Annotated in this window: 20 protein-coding genes and 1 tRNA gene; 4 read left to right on the top strand and 17 right to left on the bottom strand. The window is 60.4% G+C overall.

Translation table 11 applies throughout. The features are described from left to right. The first annotated feature begins 125 nt into the window (after nt 1-125). The 3 genes from B7E11_RS01340 (at nt 126) to sda (ending at nt 1,425) form a co-directional block, all read left to right on the top strand. Nucleotides 126-200: transfer RNA gene (locus B7E11_RS01340), tRNA-Arg, on the top strand. A 146-nt stretch (nt 201-346) separates the two neighbouring features. Continuing rightward, complete coding sequence (clpP, locus tag B7E11_RS01335; RefSeq protein ID WP_080831849.1) at nt 347-928, top strand: ATP-dependent Clp endopeptidase proteolytic subunit ClpP; 582 nt, start codon at nt 347-349, stop codon at nt 926-928. Nucleotides 929-1,164: 236 nt separating this feature from the next. Beyond that, entirely contained in the window at nt 1,165-1,425 is a 261-nt protein-coding gene (gene sda, locus B7E11_RS01330) for a sporulation histidine kinase inhibitor Sda (protein WP_080831848.1), read from the top strand. Between the two features lie 305 nt (nt 1,426-1,730). Here the strand turns inward: sda and B7E11_RS01325 are convergent, their stop codons facing one another. From B7E11_RS01325 to B7E11_RS01290, 8 genes are all read right to left on the bottom strand, one after another. Next, on the bottom strand, nt 1,731-2,501 hold the full coding sequence (locus B7E11_RS01325) for an SIMPL domain-containing protein (protein ID WP_176220563.1): 771 nt from the start codon (nt 2,499-2,501) through the stop codon (nt 1,731-1,733). Between the two features lie 130 nt (nt 2,502-2,631). After that, complete coding sequence (locus tag B7E11_RS01320; RefSeq protein ID WP_080831846.1) at nt 2,632-2,901, bottom strand: HPr family phosphocarrier protein; 270 nt, start codon at nt 2,899-2,901, stop codon at nt 2,632-2,634. Between the two features lie 105 nt (nt 2,902-3,006). Continuing rightward, complete coding sequence (whiA, locus tag B7E11_RS01315; RefSeq protein WP_080831845.1) at nt 3,007-3,942, bottom strand: DNA-binding protein WhiA; 936 nt, start codon at nt 3,940-3,942, stop codon at nt 3,007-3,009. Between the two features lie 5 nt (nt 3,943-3,947). Then, nucleotides 3,948-4,937, bottom strand: coding sequence for a gluconeogenesis factor YvcK family protein (locus B7E11_RS01310; RefSeq protein ID WP_080831844.1), 990 nt, complete (start codon nt 4,935-4,937; stop codon nt 3,948-3,950). A 12-nt stretch (nt 4,938-4,949) separates the two neighbouring features. After that, on the bottom strand, nt 4,950-5,840 hold the full coding sequence (gene rapZ, locus B7E11_RS01305; RefSeq protein ID WP_080831843.1) for an RNase adapter RapZ: 891 nt from the start codon (nt 5,838-5,840) through the stop codon (nt 4,950-4,952). Between the two features lie 91 nt (nt 5,841-5,931). Continuing rightward, on the bottom strand, nt 5,932-6,882 hold the full coding sequence (locus B7E11_RS01300; protein WP_080831842.1) for an ROK family glucokinase: 951 nt from the start codon (nt 6,880-6,882) through the stop codon (nt 5,932-5,934). Nucleotides 6,883-6,921: 39 nt separating this feature from the next. Further along, nucleotides 6,922-7,869 (bottom strand): thioredoxin-disulfide reductase, encoded by a 948-nt coding sequence (gene trxB / locus B7E11_RS01295; RefSeq protein ID WP_080831841.1) that lies wholly within the window; start codon nt 7,867-7,869, stop codon nt 6,922-6,924. A 167-nt stretch (nt 7,870-8,036) separates the two neighbouring features. After that, entirely contained in the window at nt 8,037-9,767 is a 1,731-nt protein-coding gene (locus B7E11_RS01290; protein WP_080831840.1) for a tetratricopeptide repeat protein, read from the bottom strand. Nucleotides 9,768-10,032: 265 nt separating this feature from the next. Between B7E11_RS01290 and B7E11_RS01280 the strand changes: the two genes are divergently transcribed. Further along, nucleotides 10,033-11,892 carry an ABC transporter ATP-binding protein gene (locus tag B7E11_RS01280; protein ID WP_080831838.1) on the top strand — a complete coding sequence of 620 codons (1,860 nt, stop codon included), beginning with the start codon at nt 10,033-10,035 and terminating at the stop codon, nt 11,890-11,892. Between the two features lie 553 nt (nt 11,893-12,445). Here the strand turns inward: B7E11_RS01280 and B7E11_RS01275 are convergent. From B7E11_RS01275 to B7E11_RS01235, 9 genes are all read right to left on the bottom strand, one after another. Then, nucleotides 12,446-13,396: a ribose-phosphate diphosphokinase gene (locus B7E11_RS01275; RefSeq protein ID WP_080831837.1), complete on the bottom strand. Its 951-nt coding sequence runs from the start codon at nt 13,394-13,396 to the stop codon at nt 12,446-12,448. Nucleotides 13,397-13,666: 270 nt separating this feature from the next. Further along, entirely contained in the window at nt 13,667-14,326 is a 660-nt protein-coding gene (hisIE, locus tag B7E11_RS01270; RefSeq protein WP_080831836.1) for a bifunctional phosphoribosyl-AMP cyclohydrolase/phosphoribosyl-ATP diphosphatase HisIE, read from the bottom strand. Next, nucleotides 14,323-15,081: an imidazole glycerol phosphate synthase subunit HisF gene (gene hisF, locus B7E11_RS01265; RefSeq protein ID WP_080831835.1), complete on the bottom strand. Its 759-nt coding sequence runs from the start codon at nt 15,079-15,081 to the stop codon at nt 14,323-14,325. Before hisF ends, hisIE begins: the two co-directional genes overlap by 4 nt. Before the next feature lie 93 nt (nt 15,082-15,174). Next, nucleotides 15,175-15,915, bottom strand: a complete 741-nt coding sequence (gene hisA, locus B7E11_RS01260; protein ID WP_080831834.1) for a 1-(5-phosphoribosyl)-5-[(5-phosphoribosylamino)methylideneamino]imidazole-4-carboxamide isomerase — start codon at nt 15,913-15,915, stop codon at nt 15,175-15,177. A gap of 24 nt (nt 15,916-15,939) precedes the next feature. Further along, the gene (hisH, locus tag B7E11_RS01255; protein WP_080831833.1) at nt 15,940-16,572 is read right to left on the bottom strand and encodes an imidazole glycerol phosphate synthase subunit HisH; all 633 of its coding nucleotides are present in this window, start codon (nt 16,570-16,572) and stop codon (nt 15,940-15,942) included. A 1-nt stretch (nt 16,573) separates the two neighbouring features. Next, nucleotides 16,574-17,176 carry an imidazoleglycerol-phosphate dehydratase HisB gene (gene hisB / locus B7E11_RS01250; protein WP_080831832.1) on the bottom strand — a complete coding sequence of 201 codons (603 nt, stop codon included), beginning with the start codon at nt 17,174-17,176 and terminating at the stop codon, nt 16,574-16,576. Beyond that, on the bottom strand, nt 17,173-18,462 hold the full coding sequence (hisD, locus tag B7E11_RS01245; RefSeq protein WP_080831831.1) for a histidinol dehydrogenase: 1,290 nt from the start codon (nt 18,460-18,462) through the stop codon (nt 17,173-17,175). The genes hisB and hisD overlap by 4 nt, the downstream gene beginning before the upstream one ends. A gap of 154 nt (nt 18,463-18,616) precedes the next feature. Further along, the gene (hisG, locus tag B7E11_RS01240; protein WP_080831830.1) at nt 18,617-19,255 is read right to left on the bottom strand and encodes an ATP phosphoribosyltransferase; all 639 of its coding nucleotides are present in this window, start codon (nt 19,253-19,255) and stop codon (nt 18,617-18,619) included. After that, the gene (locus B7E11_RS01235) at nt 19,252-20,475 is read right to left on the bottom strand and encodes an ATP phosphoribosyltransferase regulatory subunit (RefSeq protein ID WP_080831829.1); all 1,224 of its coding nucleotides are present in this window, start codon (nt 20,473-20,475) and stop codon (nt 19,252-19,254) included. The genes hisG and B7E11_RS01235 overlap by 4 nt, the downstream gene beginning before the upstream one ends. Nucleotides 20,476-20,750: the final 275 nt, after the last annotated feature.

The following is a 20,750-nucleotide window of genomic DNA, read 5'->3' as shown; positions in this document are numbered from 1 at the left end:
CTTGCAAGAGCGGCCGCCGTTTCCTCCCGGCCTAATTATTTTTGTCGAACCCTTGCTTTTTATCAGGGAATGGCCTATAATAACTCTTGCTGTCAAACTTTCAGCGTGTTAATCTTCTCAAGTATGCGCCCGTGGTCCAACGGATATGACGCAGGCCTCCGGAGCCTGAGATTGGGGTTCGATTCCCTACGGGCGCGCCAATATTCATCATAAGCACGACCGAACGACCGGCCCTTCGCGAAGAGGCGCGGTTTTTTTGTTTGTCCAAGTTTGACTTTCTTTGACTTTTGGTTTCGGATGATTTATGATGGAATCACTTCGTCACCTAACTGAAGGAGGTTATGTTATGAGTTTCGTACCCATGGTCATCGAACAAAGCAATCGAGGCGAACGGGCCTACGATATTTATTCCCGTTTGCTTAAAGACCGAATCATTTTTCTCGGATCGGGCGTAAACGACGTCGTCGCCAATTCGATTATCGCGCAAATGCTGTTCCTTGCCGCCGACGATCCGGAGAAGGACATCAGCTTATACATTAACAGCCCCGGCGGATCGATCACGGCCGGCATGGCGATTTACGACACGATGCAATTCATCAAGCCGGACGTCTCCACGATTTGCGTCGGCATGGCCGCCTCGATGGGCGCCTTCCTGCTCGCCGCCGGCGCGAAAGGCAAACGCTACGCGCTTCCGAACAGCGAAGTGATGATCCATCAACCGCTGGGCGGCGCCGAAGGCCAAGCCAGCGACATCGAAATCAGGGCCCGCCGCATTTTGAAGATGCGCGACAAGCTGAACCGCATTTTGTCCGAGCGCACCGGGCAACCGCTGGAAAAAATCGAGAAAGACACCGACCGCGACAACTTCATGGATGCGGAAGACGCGAAAGCTTACGGCCTCGTGGACAAAGTCATCGAGAAAATCTGACGCTCGCGTCCGCTTTGCTTGCATGGCGGCGGATGTCCGCCCCCGTTGCCTCCCCGCTCCCCTTGGAGCCGGGGAGGCTTTTAATATCATAAACGTTTTCCTTTGTCAACAAGAATTCAAATCTGCGAATCCCCCCTCTGCGAAAAACCTGTATCGTGTTATTCTAAACTCAAGAAACATTCCATAAACAACCATATCTAGCTAAACCCTAGGAATCTTGCAAAGGGGGGATCCCCATGAGCCGCACGTCCCACATCATTCGGCTGGTACCGCGAAACTCATCCGCAAACGATTCAGTCACGACCAGCAAGAGCAGTTCCGACGCGATTGCCGCGCGAAGCCTTAGCGACAAAGCATCGCTGCTTCGCCCGTTGAAAGACGAACACCTGTTGGAAGTGTACCGGGAAGCCAAGAAGATGAACTTGTCGGCCGAATTCATCGAGCTGCTGGAAGACGCCATCGAGCTCCGCCAGTTGGAGCATAGGCTTAAAGCCTGAACCTGACAAATTCGGACCAAGCAAGACAAGATAAATCCTGCGGTTTGCCTTTCTGACGGTTTGCCTTTCCACCAAACGCGTAATCGCCTCCCGTTCGAATGAACGGGGGGTTTTTACTTTTGCCTTGACATCGGGACAAGCGCGCCCGTTCGGATGGCCCTCTGAGCGAACGGGATATCGCGAACAGGGGGCTAATTCCCCCCTCCGGGCTGCCGCTGCGAAACCGAGCCATCGAACACGGAAAGCCCCGCCGCCCGAATGCCGGAGCGACGGGGCTTTCCCCCTATTGCTGCCCTTTGCCACGATTATTTCAGCTCATATTGCACGGTTACGCTCGCGGAAATCTCGATCTGGCCGGATTGCACCGAAGACGATTGCGCGCTGTCGCCCGCCAGCATTTTCGCCTCGGCCATCGTTCCGGCTCTGAGAACCGGAACCGGCGCGGCGTCGCCCTGAACGATGTTGATGACGCCTCCCAGCTGGCGATTGCCCGAGGCGGCCAGCACGCCCGCTTTCGCCCCGGCGGACTCCATCGCCTTTTTCAGCGCCTCCAGCTCGTACTCGTCCCGCTTCTCCGTATCGAACGTCACGCCCTGCATCCGGTTCACGCCGGCTCCCGACAAGGCGTCCAGCAGCTTGCCGATGTCCGCGAGCTTGCGGTACGTAATCCGGATCTCATGGACCGCCACGTACCCTTTCAAAACCTGGCCGTCCTTCTCCGTATAATTATACTCCGGGCTTACATGAAACCCCGTCGTTTGGACGTCCTTTTTGTCGATTGCGAACGTTTCGTACAGCACCTTCTCGACGGCGGCGAACGTTTCCGCATTCGCCTGCTGCGCCGCCTGGGCGGTCGACCCGCGCGTCTCGACGCCGACGTTCAAGTATGCGACGTCGGGCTCCGCCTTGACCGAACCCTCCGCTCCGACCGTTACCGTATTCACCGCATATGCCGAACCCGATGCTGCCGTCGCCGTCTCCGCATTCGCCACCGTACCGGCCTCCCCTCGTCCGAATCCGTACCAACCGATTGCCGCCGCGGCCAGAACGACCGCCGCGATTTTCATCCCTTTCATCCTCATCTCGGAACCCCTTTCGCCTGTTTGTCTTCACAAACGCATCTTGGGCGGAAAAGGTTGCAAGCATACGCAAAATCGTCCATAAAATGCAAAAAGCCCCCTCGAGGGAGCTTGATGCTAAAGGATTTTACTGGTTCTCCAGTTCTTCCTTGCTGACCAATTGGACTAAAGCGGTTACAGCTTGCTCTGCGTCCGAACCTTCGGCACTTATGAATACTTCCGTGCCCGAGCTGATCGCCAGACTCATAATCCCCATAATGCTCTTGGCATTCACCTTCTTGTCGTCTTTCTCAACAAAGACGTCAGAGGAAAATTTATTGGCTTCTTGTACAAATAAAGCCGCCGGTCTGGCGTGAAGCCCCGTCTTAAGCCGAACAACCACCGGCTGTCTCGTCATGGAACGGATACCCCCTGTCAAATTTCGTCGTCCCGAACCCGGGACCCACCGCGTGTGTAGTCTGTCACCTATTATAGCATTGTTTGGAACGGTTGCGCCATACGGTTATGCCCCGCCGTTGCGGATTTTTTCGGCCCACTCGTCGATTTTCCTGAGACGGTGATTGACGCCGGACTTGCTCACCTGCCCCTTAAGCATATCTCCGACTTCTTTCAAATTCAAATCGGGATGCTTGAGGCGGATTTCAGCCACTTCCCGAAGCCTTTCGGGCATGTTCTCGAGCCCGACTTCCTTCTGCAGCAGCTTGATGTTGTCGATCTGGCGGATGGCCGCCCCGATCGTCTTGTTCAGGTTCGCCGTCTCGCAATTGACGATCCGGTTGACCGAATTGCGCATATCCCGCATGATTCGGACATCCTCGAATTTGAACAGCGCCTGGTGCGCGCCGATGATGCTTAAAAATTCGATGATTTTTTCGCCTTCTTTGATATAAAGAATGAAGCCCTTTTTGCGCTCGATGAACCGGGCGTTCAGCTGAAACTTGTTGGCGAGCTCGACGAGCGAACGGCAATGCTCCTCATACATCGAAGCGATCTCCAGATGGTAGGACGAGCCTTCCGGATTGTTGACCGAGCCTCCCGCGAGAAAAGCTCCCCGCAAATAGGCGCGCTTGCAGCAGGGCTTGCGGACGAGCTCCTTGTCGATCGTCGGATGAAACTGAAACCCTTCGCTCGTAATGTAAAGCTGCTTCAGCAACGGCTCGACGCCGGCGGGCACGCGCACGATGTAGACGTTGTTTTTTTTCAGTCGCATCTTCTTGCGAACGAGCAGCTCGGTCGGCACGGCGAAATGACGCTTCATCAAGGTGTATATCCGACGCGCAATCGCGGCATTTTCGGTGGAGATGTCCAGGACGATCCTTTTGTTCGTCAATTGAACCGATCCGTTCATCCGAATGAGCGCGGACAGCTCCGCGACCTCGCAGCACGGCTCCGCGTCCACCATCGTCAGTTCTTTTTTCGTTTGGGCCGCGAAAGACACGACGCTCACTCCTTTCTAAGCATCCAGTTTTCCACCAGCTGATAAATGTGCTCGCTCAGCTTCACGGCATCATGCCGCAAATACGTCCGGAACAAAACGAGACGGTCGGCAATGACCTTGTAGCCCCGGCGAGTCACTTCGTCCAGATCCAGGTGGACCGCTTTGGCGCCTTGCTCCGCGTACATGCTGTGCACCTGCGGCGGTATTTCCCCGTCGTTGACGATCACGTAATCGAATAAATGATGCCCGACATGCGCATGAACCGCATTCAAATGATCGCTTACCGAATAATTGTCGGTTTCCCCCGGCTGGGTCATCACGTTGCAGACAAAAATTTTCACGGCGTTCGCGGACACGATCGCCTCGGCCAGCTTCGGAACGAGCAAATTCGGAATGATGCTCGTGTACAGGCTGCCCGGACCGATGAGCACCGCATCCGCTTCCCGGATCGCCTCGACCGCTTCCGGCAGCGCTTCGACATCCGCCGGCTCGATCAGGACGCGCCGGATTTTTCGTCCGGACTTCGGAATGGCGGATTCTCCGGTCACCGTCGTGCCGTCGGTCATCTCCGCCTTGAGCACGATCGCCTGGTTCGCCGCGGGAAGCACCCTCCCTCGCACGGCAAGCACCCGGCTCAGTTCGCGGATGCCGGTCACGAAATCGCCGGACAAATCCGTAATGGCCGCCAATATCAGGTTGCCCAAGCTGTGGCCCGCTAGTCCTGTCCCGTTCTGAAAACGGTACGAAAGCATATCCGCAAGCAGCGGCTCCGCGTCGGCAAGCGCCGAGAGCACGTTGCGAATATCGCCCGGAGGCGGCATCCTCAGCTCTTCCCGCAAAATGCCGGAGCTGCCTCCGTCATCCGCGACCGTGACGATGGCGGTAATATCCAGAGGTTTCTGCTTCAACCCCCGAAGCATAACCGACAGTCCCGTACCGCCGCCGATCACGACGATCCGGGGATTCCGCTCGGCCCCTTTGGCCGGTCTCTTCATTGCCTCACCGCCTTATCCGTGACGATCGCGTTCCGCGTCCCGATGACTGACGCGGACCGTCTCCGTTTCGCTCGTGCCGAGCATCCGTCCGAGATATTCGGCGAGCGCCACCGAACGATGCTTGCCGCCCGTGCACCCGATGCCGATGACGACCTGGCTTTTGCCTTCCTTGTGGTACATGGGAAGCAAAAATTGCAGCATATCGAGCAGCTTGGACAGGAAGGTCTGCGTTTCGGGCCATTTCATGACATAATCGTACACTTCCGCATCCTGCCCGGTTTTCGGCCGCAATTGCTCCACATAGTGGGGGTTGGGCAAAAAGCGGACGTCGAAAATCAGATCGGCGTCGATCGGGACTCCGTATTTGAATCCGAAGGAGGTGACTTGAATCGAAATCGTATTCCGATCCAGATTCGTAAACCGGCCGACGATCCGTTCCTTGAGCTGGGCCGGCTTCAAATTGCTCGTGTCGATTACCTGGGAAGCCCCGCCCTTCAAGTCCTCAAGCAGCTTCCGTTCCGAACGGATTCCTTCGAGCAGCATGCCTTCCGGAGCGAGCGGATGCCGGCGGCGGCTTTCCTTGTAGCGCTGGACGAGCACCGAATCCGTGGCGTCGAGAAATAAAATTTCGCTGCGTATCGTATAATGTTCGCTGATGTATTGAAGGGACTCGGACAATGCGGTAAAAAACTCTCTTCCCCGCAAATCGATGACGAGAGCGACCTTGGCGATGCGGCCTTGCGATTGGTCGATCAGTTCCGCGAATTTCGGAATGAGCACCGGAGGCAAATTGTCGACGCAAAAGAAGCCCAGGTCCTCCATGCTCTGCACGGCAATCGTTTTGCCCGCGCCCGACATTCCCGTAATGATGACCAGCGTCGGTTTCGCTCCTAGCGTTTCCATGAGCAGTCTCCTTAAGTCCGAAAATGGTCGAATGATGACAATAATGCGCCAACGAGCCGGCAGCGTTCACCGGCAAGCGGCGCATTTTCGATTATGCCCGGAGAAACAAGCCAGCCGCGCCGACGACGCCCGCGTTGTTGCCCAGTTCCGCCGCGACGATGTCGACGCCGCTGCGGGCTCTTTCGGGGGTCATTTTGGCGAACGACTCGCGAATTTGCGAAAAGAGGAATTCGCCCGCCTTGCTCACGCCGCCCCCGATAATGAAGCGCTGCGGGTTCACGATCAGGGCGATCGCGGCCATCGACTTGCCCAGGTAGAACGCCGCGCGGGTAACGATTCGCTGCGCCGCCTCGTCGCCGTCCTTGGCCGCGTCGAACACGTCCTTGGCCGTCAGCTCCTCGATATACGAGAGCGACGTTCTGTCGCCCCGCTCGACCGCGTCGCGGGCCATCCGGATAATGCCCGTCGCCGAGGACACCGTCTCCAGGCAGCCCATCTGGCCGCAGCCGCATTGAATCGCTTCAAGGTCGGGAACGACCGACATATGGCCGAGCTCCCCGGCCATCCCGCTGAAGCCTTCGATCAGCCGGCCGCCGACGATAATGCCGCCGCCGACTCCCGTGCCGAGGGTGTAGCAGACGCAATCGGCGACCCCTCGTCCCGCGCCGCCCCAAACTTCGCCCAGAGCGGCCACGTTGGCGTCGTTATTGATTTTGACCGGTTTGCCCAGCTTCTCCTCCACGATCGCTTTCACGGGCACTTTGCGAAAGGGAAGATTCGCCGAAAAGTCGATGATGCCGTTCGGAATGTCAAGGAAGCCGGCGATTCCGATGCCGACGCCTTGAACCTTCTCCCATTCGGGCGTGCCCGGCGGAACGAGCTCCCGCACGTACGACGCGATGTTTTCCAAAATCGCATCCGTTCCGAGTTCGGTCTGCGTCGGACCTTCGTTGATGCGAAGCAGTTGCCCGTCGGCGTTGCATAAACCGACTTTTATCGCTGTGCCGCCCAAATCGACGCCAACGTATAAAGCTTGAGACATAATGGTTGACACCTCGAATGAATAGAATAAAAGTGAACTTTAAAGCGTATGGCTCCAATCGTGAACGGAAGAGCCTTCCAGGAATTTCTCGCAGTCGAGCGCCGCCATGCAGCCGCTTCCGGCAGCCGTGATCGCCTGGCGGTATTTCGTATCCTGAACGTCGCCGCAGGCGAAAATGCCCGGCACGCTCGTTTCCGTCGAACCCGGCTTCGTCACGATGTAGCCGTGCTCGTCCGTCTCGACTTGTCCCCCGAGAAACTTCGTGTTCGGCGTGTGGCCGATCGCGACGAATACGCCCTGGGTATCGATCAGCTCTTCCTCGCCGGTCTCGTTGTTCTTCACCTTAAGCGCCGTAACGCCGCTTTCGCCCGCGACGACTTCGAGCGGGGCGCGGTTCAGGCTCCACGAAATTTTCGGATTTTCGCGGCAGCGGTCCTGCATGATTTTCGAAGCGCGCAGCTCTTCGCGGCGATGCACGAGCGTCACCTCGGAAGCGAACCGCGTCAGGAAGTTCGCTTCCTCCATGGCGGAGTCCCCGCCGCCGACGACGATGATTTTTTTGCCGCGGAAGAAGAACCCGTCGCATGTCGCGCACGTGCTGACCCCGCGTCCGACGTTGTCCTTCTCGCCGGGAATGCCCAAATATTTCGCGGATGCGCCCGTCGAAATGATCAGCGTTTCGGCTTCGAGCGTCTCGCCGCCTTCAAGCGACAATTTGAACGGGCGCGATGCCGTTTCGACGGAATGGATCCATCCGGTGCGGAATTCCGCTCCGAAGCGTTCCGCCTGCTTGCGCATGTTCGCCATCAGGTCCGGGCCCATAATGCCTTCCGGAAAGCCCGGGAAGTTTTCCACTTCGGTCGTCGTCGTCAATTGTCCGCCGGGCTCGGGGCCTTCGATGACGAGCGGCTTCAAATTCGCGCGAGCCAGGTAAATAGCGGCCGTCAACCCCGCAGGGCCCGTGCCGATGACAATCGTTTTGTACATGGTTGCTCTCCTCCTTGGCGTGTCTCCCGGCTAAAACGGTCGTATCCGCTTAGCGATGCAAGTTTCTTGGCTGATCACTATCTGTAATTCCAACCATAACAGTTACTTTCTCTATGCGCAACCTGTCCCGAGGCTCGAACGTCCCCGGATCAGGATTTGCCCGAACCTTATTCGCCGAAAGTCGCGCTGCTTCGCTTGAGCTTCTCCCGGATGCCGCAAGCTTCGTCGATCAGATTCGCGTAACGGCTGATGCTTGCCTGGGAAGCGCCGTAACGGCTGACGAGGTCGGCGTAGGTGATCGCTTTGCGGTGCATTTTGGCGGTCCAGTATTCGAGCGCGGCAGCCCAGCCGTACGGCTTGAGCAGCTTGGGCACTTTCGGATACACCCGCGAAAGATAGTCGACCCAAAGCGTCATCAGGTCGTGCTGCTGAACGACGTCGTAGCGGCCCGACATCCGTTCCGTCGCGATTTCCAGCACGGTTTGCCAGGAGCTGTCCCAAATCGGAAGATTGACGGATTTCCGCCTCGATTCCAGCGTCAGCGAACGCCCTCCGTAAACGACGCGCAACGGATCGTGCACGCCGATCGAGCGCAGCACGAGCACGGCGACCCGCTTCAGTTCGTCCTCCTCCTCCGGATCGATCAGAAACGCTTTGAGCGCGTCGACCACCTCGTCGTCGGCCACGAGGCCCAGCGCCTGGATGACCTGGATTTTCGTGTGGCGGTCGCCGTGGCGCAAAGCCCAAAAAAACGACGAGCGGATGAGCGGGTTGCGCTTCAGGGCGTTCGGCACCATCTGCGGATCCTGCTCCCATTGCCGGAACTGCTCGTCGAACGGGAGATGGAAATGGTAGTGGGACGGCGTCGCGTACGCCCCGCTGCGCATGTCGTCCAGCTTGCCCAGGTAAAACGCCGGGACCTCCGACTCCGGATCGAGCCGGTCGGCCTGGCGCCAATGGCGCTCGGCGTCGTCGAACCGGCCGATGTTCACGGCGGCGACGGCGGCGAAATGATGCAGGCAAGGCTCGTCGGACAGCTCCCCGGACCGCAGCAGCCGCCGAAAATGGCCGTACGCTTCCCGGTGCTCGCCGACGATGCCGAGCGTCGTCGCCAGCTTGAAGACGTGCTCGGGGTGGAACGGGACCGTTTTTTTCAGCAGGCGGATCAGCCCGGGCAGTTCGGCCCGGTTCGAATGCTGGTAAAAGATCGCCAGATTGCAAAGCGCGTGCAGGTTCCCGGGTTCGGCCTGCAGCACCAGGTCGATCGTCTGGACGGACTTTTCGAACAGTCCCATGTAATAGTAAGCCAAGCCCAAATTGTTGCGGGCGGCCAAGAAATCGGGCTGGCGTTCGAGAATGCCCTCCAGAATCCGGACCGCTTCGGCGAAGCGCCCGGCTTCGAGCAGCTCGCGCGCCTTGTCGTGGGCATACAGATTTTCCCGGGATTTGATCGTCGTCAGCTTCGTCGGACGGTTCAGCTCGTAGTTGAGCAAGTCGAGCAGCTCGTCGGATTCCTCGAGAAAATGACCGTCCAAATCGTTCTCCAAATATTGGACGAGCGCGTCTTCCGCCGCTTCGTACAGCTCCATGTTGGCATAATTGTTGGCCAAATAGTAATAGCATTCGGTCATGGCGGGATCGATCCGATCCAGCACGGACCGCAAAATGTCGTTCGATTCCTCGTAACGGCCCATCTCCGACAAAATGCCGGCCATGTTGCAGTGATTGACCGGATTGTCCGGCTCGTATTCCACCGCGCGGCGGAAATATTTCAGAGCCTTGTCGTAACGATAGCGATCCAGCGATTGCACGGCCCGTTCGAAGAAGAATGTGGCGTCGGGGGAAAAGGGGATGACTTTGGGTCGACGGTTCTTCACCGCGCGTTTGCGCTGATTCATCGGCAAGGCTCCTTCCGATCCTGGGAATGGGTTCGCGGGCCTGCCAGCGTTTCACGTTTCGGTCGGCCCACATCACAACGATTATACCATACGCGCGGCATCCTTAAAATAAAATGCTCCGAGAAGCGGAACGCGGGTTTCCGCCGCCGCCGCGTCCCGGCGCCGCGCGCCGTTTGCCGGCGCTTTCCCGCTCCTGGCGGCTTTGTTGACAATCCTGCCGATCTGTCGTTTAATGCACTTGACGATTGCGGGGAGGTGGGAACTCATGCGGGAAAACAGCCGCCGAAGCGGAGGCGAAGCTCCGTCCGGTCCGGCGCCGCGTTACGGCCGGATCCGGAATATGCTGCGTTACGTATACCCGCACGTTCGCGCCCAAAAAGGGCGGATCGCGATCGCGTTCGTTTGCATGCTGCTGATCGCGCTGCTCGAATTCGTCATTCCGCAGCTAACCGCGTATACGATCGACCGCGTCATTCCCGAACGGCGTTCCGATCAACTGATCCTTATCGCGGCCGCGATTGTCGGCACCGCCGTCCTGCTCGGCGCTTTCAACTTCGCGAGCGGCTATACGATGTCCGCCGTCGGCCAGCGCGTCGTTTACGATTTGCGCAATCAGCTGTACCGCCACATCCAGCGGATGGATTTGGGCTTTTTCGACCGCAACCGCACCGGCGACCTGATGTCCAGGGTGACGAGCGACGTCAACATGCTGCAGCAGCTCGTCTCGTCCAGCATGCTGTCGCTGCTGACCGACGCGTTTACGTTCGTCGCCGTGGCTTGCTATATGTTTTACAAGGATTGGCTTCTGACATGCATCATGCTCGCCACTTTTCCGTTTATGACGCTTGCGACCCGCAAGTTCGGGCGGCGCATCCGCGGCGCTTCCCGGAAGGTGCAGGAATCGGTTGCGGAAGTGAACAACCATCTGCAAGACAGTTTTTCCTCGATTCGCCTGATCAAGTCGTTTACGACCGAGGATTACGAGGCGGTGCGCTTCGGCGCCAAGAGCCGGGCCAACATGGAGGCGAGCGTTCAAGCCGCGGGCTTGCGCGCCGTTTACGAGCCGCTGATCGACCTGCTCAATTATATCGGGATGGACGCCGTCCTGCTGGTCGGAGCCTTGCAAGCGATAAGAGGTAAGCTCTCGGTCGGCGAAATCGTCGCCTTTTTGGCCTATTTGCGGCTTTTGCAAAATCCCGTTCGCCATTTCAGCCGGGCCCTCAACACCGTCCAGCAATCGTCGGCGGCTTTCGAACGGATCCAGGAGATGCTCCGGCTCGTTCCGGAAATCCGGGACAAGGAAGGCGCGATCGAGCTGCCGCCGATCCGGGGGGCCGTCTCGTTCCGGCACGTCGACTTCGCCTACGGCAACGGCGTTCCCGTGCTGCGCGATTTCAGTCTGGAGCTTGCGCCCGGCACGATGACCGCGCTGGTCGGCTCCTCCGGCGCGGGCAAAACGACGCTGGCGCATCTGCTCGCGCGGTTCTACGACCCGCAGGGCGGCGAAATCGCCATCGACGGATACCGGCTCGCCGATGTCCGGATCCGCTCGCTGCGGGACCAGATCGGCATCGTCTCGCAGGACGTCATGCTGCTGAACGGAACCGTCCGCGAAAATATCGCGTACGGAAAGCCGGGCGCGACCGACGCGGAAGTGGAAGCTGCCGCGCGGTCGGCCGCGGCGCACGAGTTCGTCGCCGCGCTGCCCGACGGGTACGAATCGCAAATCGGCGAGCGGGGCGTCAAGCTGTCCGGCGGGCAGAAGCAGCGGCTGTCGATCGCCCGCGCGCTGCTGCGCGACCCGCGGCTCATCATTCTCGACGAAGCGACGTCCGCGCTCGACACCGAATCCGAGCAGCAGATCCAGGAGGCGCTGTCGCGCCTGCTGGCCGGGCGGACGAGCATCGTCATCGCCCACCGGCTGTCGACGATTCAGCGGGCCGACCGGATTGTCGTGCTGGAGGCCGGCGCCATCGTCGAATCCGGCACGCACGAGTCGCTGCTGCGTCTGAACGGCCGGTACCGGCAGCTGCACGACCTGCAGTTTCCGCAGGAGAAGACGGAGGCTTACGCTGGCCCCATGTCGTCCGTTCCAGCTCCTTCCTCTCACCCAAACGACCGCTAGCGTCCCTATGTCGTCCGTCCAGTCACCTTCCTGGCCCCCGAACGACCGCCTACTGTCCCTTGTAGTCCGTTCGATCCTCTTCTCGGCCTCCGAAGCGACCGCCTACTGTCCCTTGGAGTCCGTCCGGTTCTCTTCTCGGCCTCCGAACGACCGCTACTGTCCCTTGTAGTCCGTTCGAGTCCCTTCACGATCCGGGCCTGTCTTTCAGCGAATCGAACTGCAGCAAGACGTGGCGAAACTTCATTGGATTTTGTCCAATCAGAACCGGCTTTCTCGGAAATCTCGCCATCTCCGTTGGATTTTGTCCAATCTGGCGAGACCTTTTCGGAGATTTTGCCCGTATCCCGCGTCTCTCGTTGGATAAAATCCATGATAGACCGCGGTTCGCCCGTTTTTCGCTCCATAGAGTGGATAAAATCCAACAAAGACCTCCGCTCGCTGATCGGTAACGCGGCTGCCAGTCAGCGCGCGCAACGAAAAAACCCCGGCCCGCCGAAGCGGAAGCCGGAGCTTGCCATTTCCTATGCGCACTGTCGCTCGGCGACAACGAAAATCATACGCCCGCATCCTTGAAGAGCGTGCTGATCGAGCCGCCCTCCATGATGATGCGGATCGCATCGGCCAGCATCGGCGCGACGGACAGCACCTTGAACCGGCTCGGCCGGTCCAGCGGCAGCTGGATGGAGTCGGTGACGACGACCTCCCGGATATTCGGGTGGTCCAGCTTCCGGAGCGCGTCGCCGGAGAACAGCGGGTGCGTCGCGCAGACGAACACGTCCTCGGCGCCGCGTTCCTTGAGGCTTTCGACGACGTTGACGATCGTCGTGCCCGTGTCGATCAAGTCTTCGATAATAATCGGCGTCTGTCCTTCGACATCCCCGATAACGTGCGTAATGACCGATTCGTTGTGGGCGGGGCGTTTCTTAATCATGATCGCGAACGGCGAGTCGAGCTGGTTCGCCAGCTTCTCCGCGGTCGATGCGCGTCCGGCGTCCGGAGACACGACGACGGGGCTGCGGATGCTTTTTGCCTTGAGGTAGTCGCTGATGAGGTCCAGGGCGGTCAAATGGTCGACCGGGATGTTGAAGAAGCCCTGAATCGCGGCGGCGTGAAGGTCGATCGTCACGACCCGGTTCGCGCCGACCGTCGTCAGCACGTCGGCCACCATCTTGGCGGAAATCGGCTCGCGCGGGGCCGCCTTGCGCTCCTGGCGGGCATACCCGTAATACGGCAGCACGACATTGATCGTCCGGGCGGAGGCCCGTTTGGCCGCGTCGATCATGACCAGCAGTTCGACAAAAAATTCATTAATCGGATGAGACAGCGACTGTACGAGAAAGACGTCGCAGTTGCGGATCGTTTCCTCGAAATGAACGTAAATCTCGCCGCTCTTGAAGCGGGACAGCTTGATCTTTCCGAGCGGCAGCCCAAGCTGATTGGCGATATTCTCGGCTAACAGCGGAGTCGACGACCCCGAAAAAATGCGAAGCTTACTGCTGTGCATGTGCCCCTCCACGGTTCGGTCAAATCGCATCTATCATTTAAATAAAAGCTATTAAAAATTGCCTAGAATATTATACAACAGCGAGACGCGATTTCAAAAATCGACTGCGCCCCGCTTGCAGCCGTTAAACGTCGCCAAGCGCGAATATCCGACGTTTTTCAACATCGCGGACGCTTCTTCCCATTTTTGTCCTATTTTTTCGGGATGATGCGCTTCGGGAAGGATACATTTCCCTGGCCGCCGCATGGATGCGCGTCGCGATCCCCCCGCCTAGTTTTTCTTGACCGGCTTGCGGTGGCGGAATTCCAGTTCCTTCAAGACATCGTCAAAAGGAATGCCCTGCTGGCGCAGCAGCACCATCAAGTGGAAAATCAAATCGGCCGCCTCGCTGCTGATTTCGGCGCGGTCGTTGTTTTTGCCGCCGATGATGACTTCCGCCGTCTCCTCGCCGATTTTTTTGAGGATTTTGTCGAGGCCTTTTTCGAACAAATAGGTCGTATACGAGCCTTCCGGGCGTTCCGCTTCGCGCCTTGCGATCGTCGCTTCCAGATTGGACAGCGGGGCGAAGCGGTCCGCTTCCCCAAGCTCCGCGGCGGCCCCGCCGAGCTCCGCGTCGCGATAGAAGCAGGAGTAGGCGCCCGTATGGCAGGCCGGTCCTTTCTGCTTCACCTTGACCAGCAGCGTGTCGCCGTCGCAGTCGTAGTGCATGGACACGATCTGCTGCGTGTGGCCGCTCGTCGCGCCCTTGTTCCACAGTTCCCCGCGGGAGCGGCTCCAGAACCAGGTCGTGCCGCTTTCCAGCGACAATTTGAGCGACTCTTCGTTCATGTAGGCCAGCATCAGCACTTCCTTGCTGACCGCATCCTGCACGACGGCCGGCACGAGGCCGTCCGCGTTCCAGCGAACCTCTTCGATCCACGTCGTATTCATCGCACGTTCACTCCTTTTGCCCGCAGCTCGTCCTTGACTTCCCGGATCGTCACTTCTTTATAGTGGAAAATGCTTGCCGCCAGCCCCGCGTCCGCCTTGCCTTCCGCGAACACGTCCGCAAAATGTCCGGAGTTGCCCGCGCCCCCGGAGGCGATGACCGGGATGCTTACGCTCTCCGACACCGCGCGCGTAAGCTTGAGATCGAATCCGTCCTTCGTTCCGTCCGCGTCCATGCTCGTCAGCAGCAGCTCGCCGGCGCCGCGCCGCTGGGCGTCCTTCGCCCATTCGAGCGCGCGAATGCCGGTGGCGTTGCGGCCGCCGTGCGTATACACTTCCCATTCGCCCCACTCCGCGTTGTACTTCGCGTCGATGGCGACGACGATGCACTGGGCGCCGAACATTTTCGCGCCGTCCGTAATGAGGTCGGGGTTGCGGATCGCCGCCGTGTTGATGCCGATTTTGTCGGCGCCGGCGCGCAGCAGCCGTTTCATGTCGTCGACCGAGGCGATGCCCCCGCCGACCGTAAACGGAATCGTAATTTCGCCGGCGGTTCTCCGCACGACGTCGACCATCGTCGCCCGCCCTTCGTGAGAAGCCGAAATGTCCAAAAAGACGAGCTCGTCGGCATGCTCGCGGTCGTACGTCGCGGCGAGCTCGACCGGATCGCCCGCGTCGCGCAAATTGACAAAATTGACGCCTTTGACGACGCGTCCGTCCTTGACGTCAAGACATGGAATAATGCGTTTCGCCAGCATAGCGCGCTTGGCTCCCTTCCGCCCGCCGGCCCAAACGAGCCGGGCCGCCGGAAACCATCGCTCTCCGGCGGCCGCTCCCGGCCGGCTGCATGATTATTGTTGCGCCGCGAACCGCTTGACCGCGTCCGCCAGCTTGATGCTTCCCGTGTACAGCGCTTTGCCGACAATCGCCCCGCCGACGCCTTGATCCGCTTGCTCCGCGAGCCGCTCCAAATCCTCCGGCTTGCTGACGCCTCCGGACGCGATCACCGTGCGGCCGGAAACCCGGGCCAGCCGGACGATCGCCTCCACGTTCGGGCCGCCCATCATGCCGTCGCGGGAAATGTCCGTGAAGATGAACGTTTGCGCCCCTTCCGCGGCCAGCGAAACCGCCAGCTCTTCGGCTTTCACCTCGGACGTCTCGAGCCAGCCGCGCGTCGCCACGAAGCCGTTCCGCGCGTCGATGCCGATCGCGACTTTTTCTCCGTAGCTCTCGAGCACCTTCGTCACGAACGCGCGGTCTTCGATCGCCGCCGTGCCGAGAATGACGCGGGACACGCCGAGGCCGACAAGCCGCTCGACGTCCGCTTCCGTTCGGAGGCCGCCTCCGACCTGCACCGGCACCTTCACCGCCTGCGCGATCCGGCCGATCAGCTCGTCGTTGACCGGGCGGCCGGCCTTCGCCCCGTCCAGATCGACCAGGTGGATCCACCGGGCGCCTTGCGCTTCCCAGTCCCGGGCGACGGCGACCGGATCTTCCCCGTACACCGTTTCCTGATTATAGTCGCCTTGAACGAGCCGCACGCACTTGCCGCCGCGAATATCGATCGCGGGATATAATATAAAGTTGGACATGATAGGCCGTTGCCTCCTCTGTAATCAAACCGTGAACGAAACCGTCTCCGCCCCGGACTCCGCGGCCGAGACGAACCTCTGCAGCAGCGCCATGCCGAGGTCGCCGCTTTTTTCCGGGTGGAACTGCATGCCGAGCAGCGCCCCCCGGCCGACGATCGCCGTCACCGGCTGATGGTAGTCGGTCGTCGCGAGCAGATCCTCGCGGCGCTTCGGCAGCGCATGGTACGAGTGGACGAAATAAACGTGTCCGGGCTCGAGCCCCTCGAACAGCGGACTTTTTTGCCTGAACTCCAGCTTGTTCCAGCCCATGTGCGGCACCTTGTAATCGCCTTGAAAACGGACGACCCGGCCTGGCAGCAAGCCCAGCCCCTCGTGGACGCCGTGCTCCTCGCTCTCCTCGAACAGCAGCTGCATCCCGAGACAAATGCCGAGCAGCGGCTTGCCCGACGCCGCGCAAGCTTTGACCGTATCCAGCAGCCCGGTCTCCCGCAAATTGCCCATCGCGTCGCCGAAAGCGCCGACGCCGGGCAAAATCGCCCCGCGAGCGGCCATGATCTCGTCGGCCGACGACGTCACGACGGCCTCGCAGCCGAGCCGCTCCACCGCCTTGCTGACGCTGTGCAGGTTGCCCATGCCGTAATCGATAATCGCGATCACGTTACAGCACTCCCTTCGTGGAAGGCACGCCTTTCACCCGGGGATCGATCGAGGTCGCTTCGTCCAGCGCACGCCCGAGCGCCTTGAACACCGCTTCGATCATGTGGTGGGTATTTTTTCCATAGTGGACGATAACGTGCAGCGTAATCCGCGCCTCCAACGCCAGCTTCCACAAAAACTCGTGCACCATCTCCGTACTGAAGCTGCCGACCGTCGCCGACGGGTACTCGGCGCGGTATTCGAAATGCGGCCGGTTGCTGACGTCGATGACGACCTGCGCCAGCGCCTCGTCCATCGGCACGAACACGCTCGCGTACCGCTTGATGCCGGCCTTGTCGCCGAGCGCCTCGCGCAGCGTCTGGCCGAGGCAGATGCCGATGTCCTCGACCGTATGGTGGTCGTCGATGTCCACGTCGCCCCGCGCTTCGACCTTCAGGTCGAACTGGCCGTGCTTGGCGAACAGGTCCAGCATATGGTTCATAAACGGCACGTCCGTTTCGATGTCGACCGTCCCCGTGCCGTCCACCGCGAACGAAAGCTTGATGTCCGTCTCGTTCGTCTTGCGGGCGATTTCCGCCGCGCGCGCTCCTGCCTGCTGCGTCATTTGCTTTCTCCACCTTCCAATCGGATTTCGACCGCTCTCGCGTGGGCTTCCAGCCCTTCGTGCCGCGCCAGCGTCGCGATGCCGGCGGCGTCGCGCTGCAGCGCCTCGCGGCTGTAGCGGATCAGGCTTGATTTTTTCAAAAAGTCGTCCACATTGAGCGGAGAAGAAAACCTCGCGGTCCCGTTCGTCGGCAAAATGTGGTTCGGTCCGGCATAGTAATCGCCCACCGGCTCGGAACTGTACGGACCGAGGAAAATCGCGCCCGCGTTCTCGATCGCCCCGAGCAGGTTCATCGGGTCCTCCGTGATGATTTCCAGATGCTCCGGCGCGAGCTTGTTGATGATCTCCGCGCCTTCGGAGAGGTCGGCCACCGTCAAAATCGCGCCGTAATCCGCGAGCGACTTCTCCGCGATTTCGCGGCGCGGCAGCGTGGCGACCTGGCGGTCGAGCTCGGCCGCGACCGCCTGCGCGAGCTTGTGCGACGGCGTGACGAGCACCGCCGACGCCATTTCGTCGTGCTCCGCCTGCGACAGCATATCCGCGGCCACGTACCGCGGATCGGCCGTATCGTCGGCAAGCACGGCGATTTCGCTCGGCCCGGCGATGCTGTCGATGTCCACCGCGCCGAACACGGCGCGCTTGGCCAGCGCCACGTAGATGTTGCCGGGCCCGCAAATTTTATCGACGGCGGGAATGCTCGCCGTCCCGTACGCAAGCGCCGCGATCGCTTGCGCTCCTCCGACCCGGTACATTTCGGTCACGCCCGCTTCCGCGGCCGCCACCAGAATGTACGGGTCGATGCCGGCGCTCCCCCCCGTCGACGGCGGGGTCACGAGCGCGATTTCCGGCACGCCGGCCACCTTGGCGGGCAGCACGTTCATCAGCACCGACGAAGGGTAGGCCGCCTTTCCGCCGGGCACGTACAGGCCGACCCGCTTAAGCGGACGAAACACCATCCCGAGCAGCGTGCCGTCGGGACGGGCGTCCGCCCAGGTCGTGCGTTTTTGCTTTTCGTGAAAGGCCGTTATGTTGGCTGCCGCCTGCCGCAGCGCGGCGATAAATTCCGGCTCCACCTTGCCGTAAGCCGCTTCGATTTCCTCCTGCGCGACCCGCAGCTCGCCCGGCGCAAGCTCCACCTTGTCCAACTGCGCCGTATAGCGCAGCAGCGCGGCATCGCCTTCCCGGCGAACCGCCGCGACGATCTCCGCGACCGTCTCGTTTTGCTGCGCCGAGCCGTATTCGGTTTCCCGCTCCAGCCGGAACCCTTCCGCCGAACCGATATACATGAGGATCGTCCCCCTTCCTGATCGTCCGTTCTATTGATCTTGATCTCCCGCGCAAGCAGGAGTCCGCACGCATGCTTCGGAAGCGCGAACCGAAATTCGAAGCGCCCTTACGGACGTCCCGCCCGCGCCTGCCGGTTATCCGGCTTTCGGTCATTTACAGCGACGCCGGCACCTTCTGGCCGATCCGGTCGCACAGCGCCTGGATTTGCGCGTTTTTCAGCCGGTAGCTGACGCGGTTCGCGATCAGCCGGCTCGTCACCGAGAACAACGTCTCCATCTCGACGAGGCCGTTCTCCTTAAGCGTCTGGCCCGTTTCCACCATGTCGACGATCCGGTCGGCAAGCCCGATCAGCGGAGCCAGCTCGATCGAGCCGTTCAGCTTGATCACTTCGACCTGCTGCCCTCGCTCGCGAAAATATTGCGAAGCCACGTTCGGATACTTGGTCGCGACGCGAGGCTGAATGACGGGCTTCCAGCCCGGCAGCCCGATGACCGACATCCGGCACTTCGCGATGCCGAGATCGAGCAGCTCGTAGACGTCCTTATTCTCCTCCATCAGCACGTCCTTGCCCACGATGCCGATATCCGCGACGCCGTATTCCACGTAAGTCGGAACGTCTACGGGCTTCGCCATGATGAATTCCATGTTCGCTTCCGGAACCGGAATGATCAGCCGGCGCGAGTCGTCGAAATCCTCGGGGATCGGCAGCCCCGCCTCGCGAAACAGCTTGCTGGCCTGCTTGTAAATGCGGCCTTTGGGCATCGCCACTTTCAAAATGCCGCCGTCCGTCATGCCCGCTCCTCCTTGTCGGCTCCGAATGCGATGAACCGGTCGAAATCTTTGCCTTTATAGAAAAAAGTTCCGCCCGCGGACGCCTGCCGATGCAGTTCGGCCGCTTGCCGTCCGCCGTCCGCGGCGAATTCCGTCACGACGACCCGGCCTTCCGCGCGCTCCCGCGCCGCTTCCGCCAGCGCTTCGTCCCGCTTCTCCTGCGAGTAGACGATAAGCGTGCGGCTCTCTTGATCCGCCTCGTCGCTCACGACCTCGAGAATGCGGGTCGTCTTGAGCGCGAAGCCCGTCGCCGCGGCCGGACGCCCGAACTGGGCGAGCAGGTTGTCGTACCGGCCGCCGCTGCATACGGGAAAGCCCAAATTCGAGGCATAGCCCTCGAACGTCATGCCGGTATAATACGAAAAATCCCCGATCATCGTCAGATCGATCAGCACGTGCTCCTGCACGCCGTACGCCTTCAGCACGTCCCACACGTCGCACAGGTGGCGGATGGCCGCTTTCGCCTCTTCGCTGCCGCCGAGCTCCAGCGCCTGCGCGCAAACCTCCTGCCCGCCGCGCAGCCGCAGCAGGCCTTCCAGTTCTGCTCGCACCGGTTCCGCAAGCGACAATTGCCGCAGGGCGCCGCGATAGCCGACGTAATCGCGCTGAAGCAGCCTTTCCTTCAGCGCCTCCTGATCGTCCGGCCGGCCCGGCAGCGCCTCCTCGAACAGCCCGTTCAAAAACGCGACGTGGCCGACGGCGATTTTGAACGCGGGAACGCCCGCCGCCTGCAAGGAAGCGATCGCGAGCGCGATCGTCTCCGCGTCCGCTTCCGGCGACGGGTCGCCGACCAGCTCCACGCCGGTTTGCACGAATTCGGCGTCGCGGCCTCCCTCCTCCTCGAACGCCCGGAAAACGTTGCCGTGATAGCTGAGCCGCAGCGGAAACGGCGTCTCCTTCAGCAGCGAGGAAACGACGCGGGCGATCGGCGCCGTCATATCCGAGCGCAGCACGATCGTCGTCCCGCGGTGGTCGAGCAGCTTGAACAGCTTCCGATCCGAAGTGGAGCTGGCTACCCCTACCGTGTCGTAGTATTCCATCGTCGGCGTGACGATTTGCTCGTAGCCCCACAGGCGCATGCACTCCAGCACGTCCCGCTCGATCCGCCGGAGCTTCGCCACGGCATGAGGCAAATAATCCTTAACGCCTGTCGGCTTTTCAAACACTTTTGGCTTGGACATAAGCTAACAAACCTCGTTTCTGTAAGCTGCGAAGCATCGTCCGCATCGTTCGTTAAATCGACGAAAGCCGCCCGTTCACTTTATCACATTAAAGTTCTAACATGTTACCATACTGCCAAAATAAAGACTTTTAATGTACTTTATCATGTAAATATGCCCACAGTCAAGCGGGCTTCATCCCTTTTGCCCCGTTGCCCCGGCACCCTCGGGACCAAACGGAACGCGGCCTGTCCGAGGACTTCGTGGGCTGGCCTAATGCGCGGAGCTTCAAGTGG

The sequence above is a fragment of the Cohnella massiliensis genome (assembly GCF_900169535.1).
GTDB lineage: Bacteria > Bacillota > Bacilli > Paenibacillales > Paenibacillaceae > Cohnella > Cohnella algarum.
The sequence above is the reverse complement of the archived record's forward strand: the minus strand, read 5'-3'. Positions and strand labels throughout refer to the sequence as shown.

Coding starts and splice junctions, on each gene's coding strand:
- clpP (WP_080831849.1), top strand. CDS start 347: ATGAGTTTCGTACCCATGGTCATCGAACAAAGCAATCGAGGCGAACGG.
- sda (WP_080831848.1), top strand. CDS start 1,165: ATGAGCCGCACGTCCCACATCATTCGGCTGGTACCGCGAAACTCATCC.
- B7E11_RS01325 (WP_176220563.1), bottom strand. CDS start 2,501: ATGAAAGGGATGAAAATCGCGGCGGTCGTTCTGGCCGCGGCGGCAATC.
- B7E11_RS01320 (WP_080831846.1), bottom strand. CDS start 2,901: ATGACGAGACAGCCGGTGGTTGTTCGGCTTAAGACGGGGCTTCACGCC.
- B7E11_RS01310 (WP_080831844.1), bottom strand. CDS start 4,937: ATGAAGAGACCGGCCAAAGGGGCCGAGCGGAATCCCCGGATCGTCGTG.
- rapZ (WP_080831843.1), bottom strand. CDS start 5,840: ATGGAAACGCTAGGAGCGAAACCGACGCTGGTCATCATTACGGGAATG.
- B7E11_RS01300 (WP_080831842.1), bottom strand. CDS start 6,882: ATGTCTCAAGCTTTATACGTTGGCGTCGATTTGGGCGGCACAGCGATA.
- trxB (WP_080831841.1), bottom strand. CDS start 7,869: ATGTACAAAACGATTGTCATCGGCACGGGCCCTGCGGGGTTGACGGCC.
- B7E11_RS01290 (WP_080831840.1), bottom strand. CDS start 9,767: ATGAATCAGCGCAAACGCGCGGTGAAGAACCGTCGACCCAAAGTCATC.
- B7E11_RS01280 (WP_080831838.1), top strand. CDS start 10,033: ATGCGGGAAAACAGCCGCCGAAGCGGAGGCGAAGCTCCGTCCGGTCCG.
- B7E11_RS01275 (WP_080831837.1), bottom strand. CDS start 13,396: ATGCACAGCAGTAAGCTTCGCATTTTTTCGGGGTCGTCGACTCCGCTG.
- hisIE (WP_080831836.1), bottom strand. CDS start 14,326: ATGAATACGACGTGGATCGAAGAGGTTCGCTGGAACGCGGACGGCCTC.
- hisF (WP_080831835.1), bottom strand. CDS start 15,081: ATGCTGGCGAAACGCATTATTCCATGTCTTGACGTCAAGGACGGACGC.
- hisA (WP_080831834.1), bottom strand. CDS start 15,915: ATGTCCAACTTTATATTATATCCCGCGATCGATATTCGCGGCGGCAAG.
- hisB (WP_080831832.1), bottom strand. CDS start 17,176: ATGACGCAGCAGGCAGGAGCGCGCGCGGCGGAAATCGCCCGCAAGACG.
- hisD (WP_080831831.1), bottom strand. CDS start 18,462: ATGTATATCGGTTCGGCGGAAGGGTTCCGGCTGGAGCGGGAAACCGAA.
- hisG (WP_080831830.1), bottom strand. CDS start 19,255: ATGACGGACGGCGGCATTTTGAAAGTGGCGATGCCCAAAGGCCGCATT.
- B7E11_RS01235 (WP_080831829.1), bottom strand. CDS start 20,475: ATGTCCAAGCCAAAAGTGTTTGAAAAGCCGACAGGCGTTAAGGATTAT.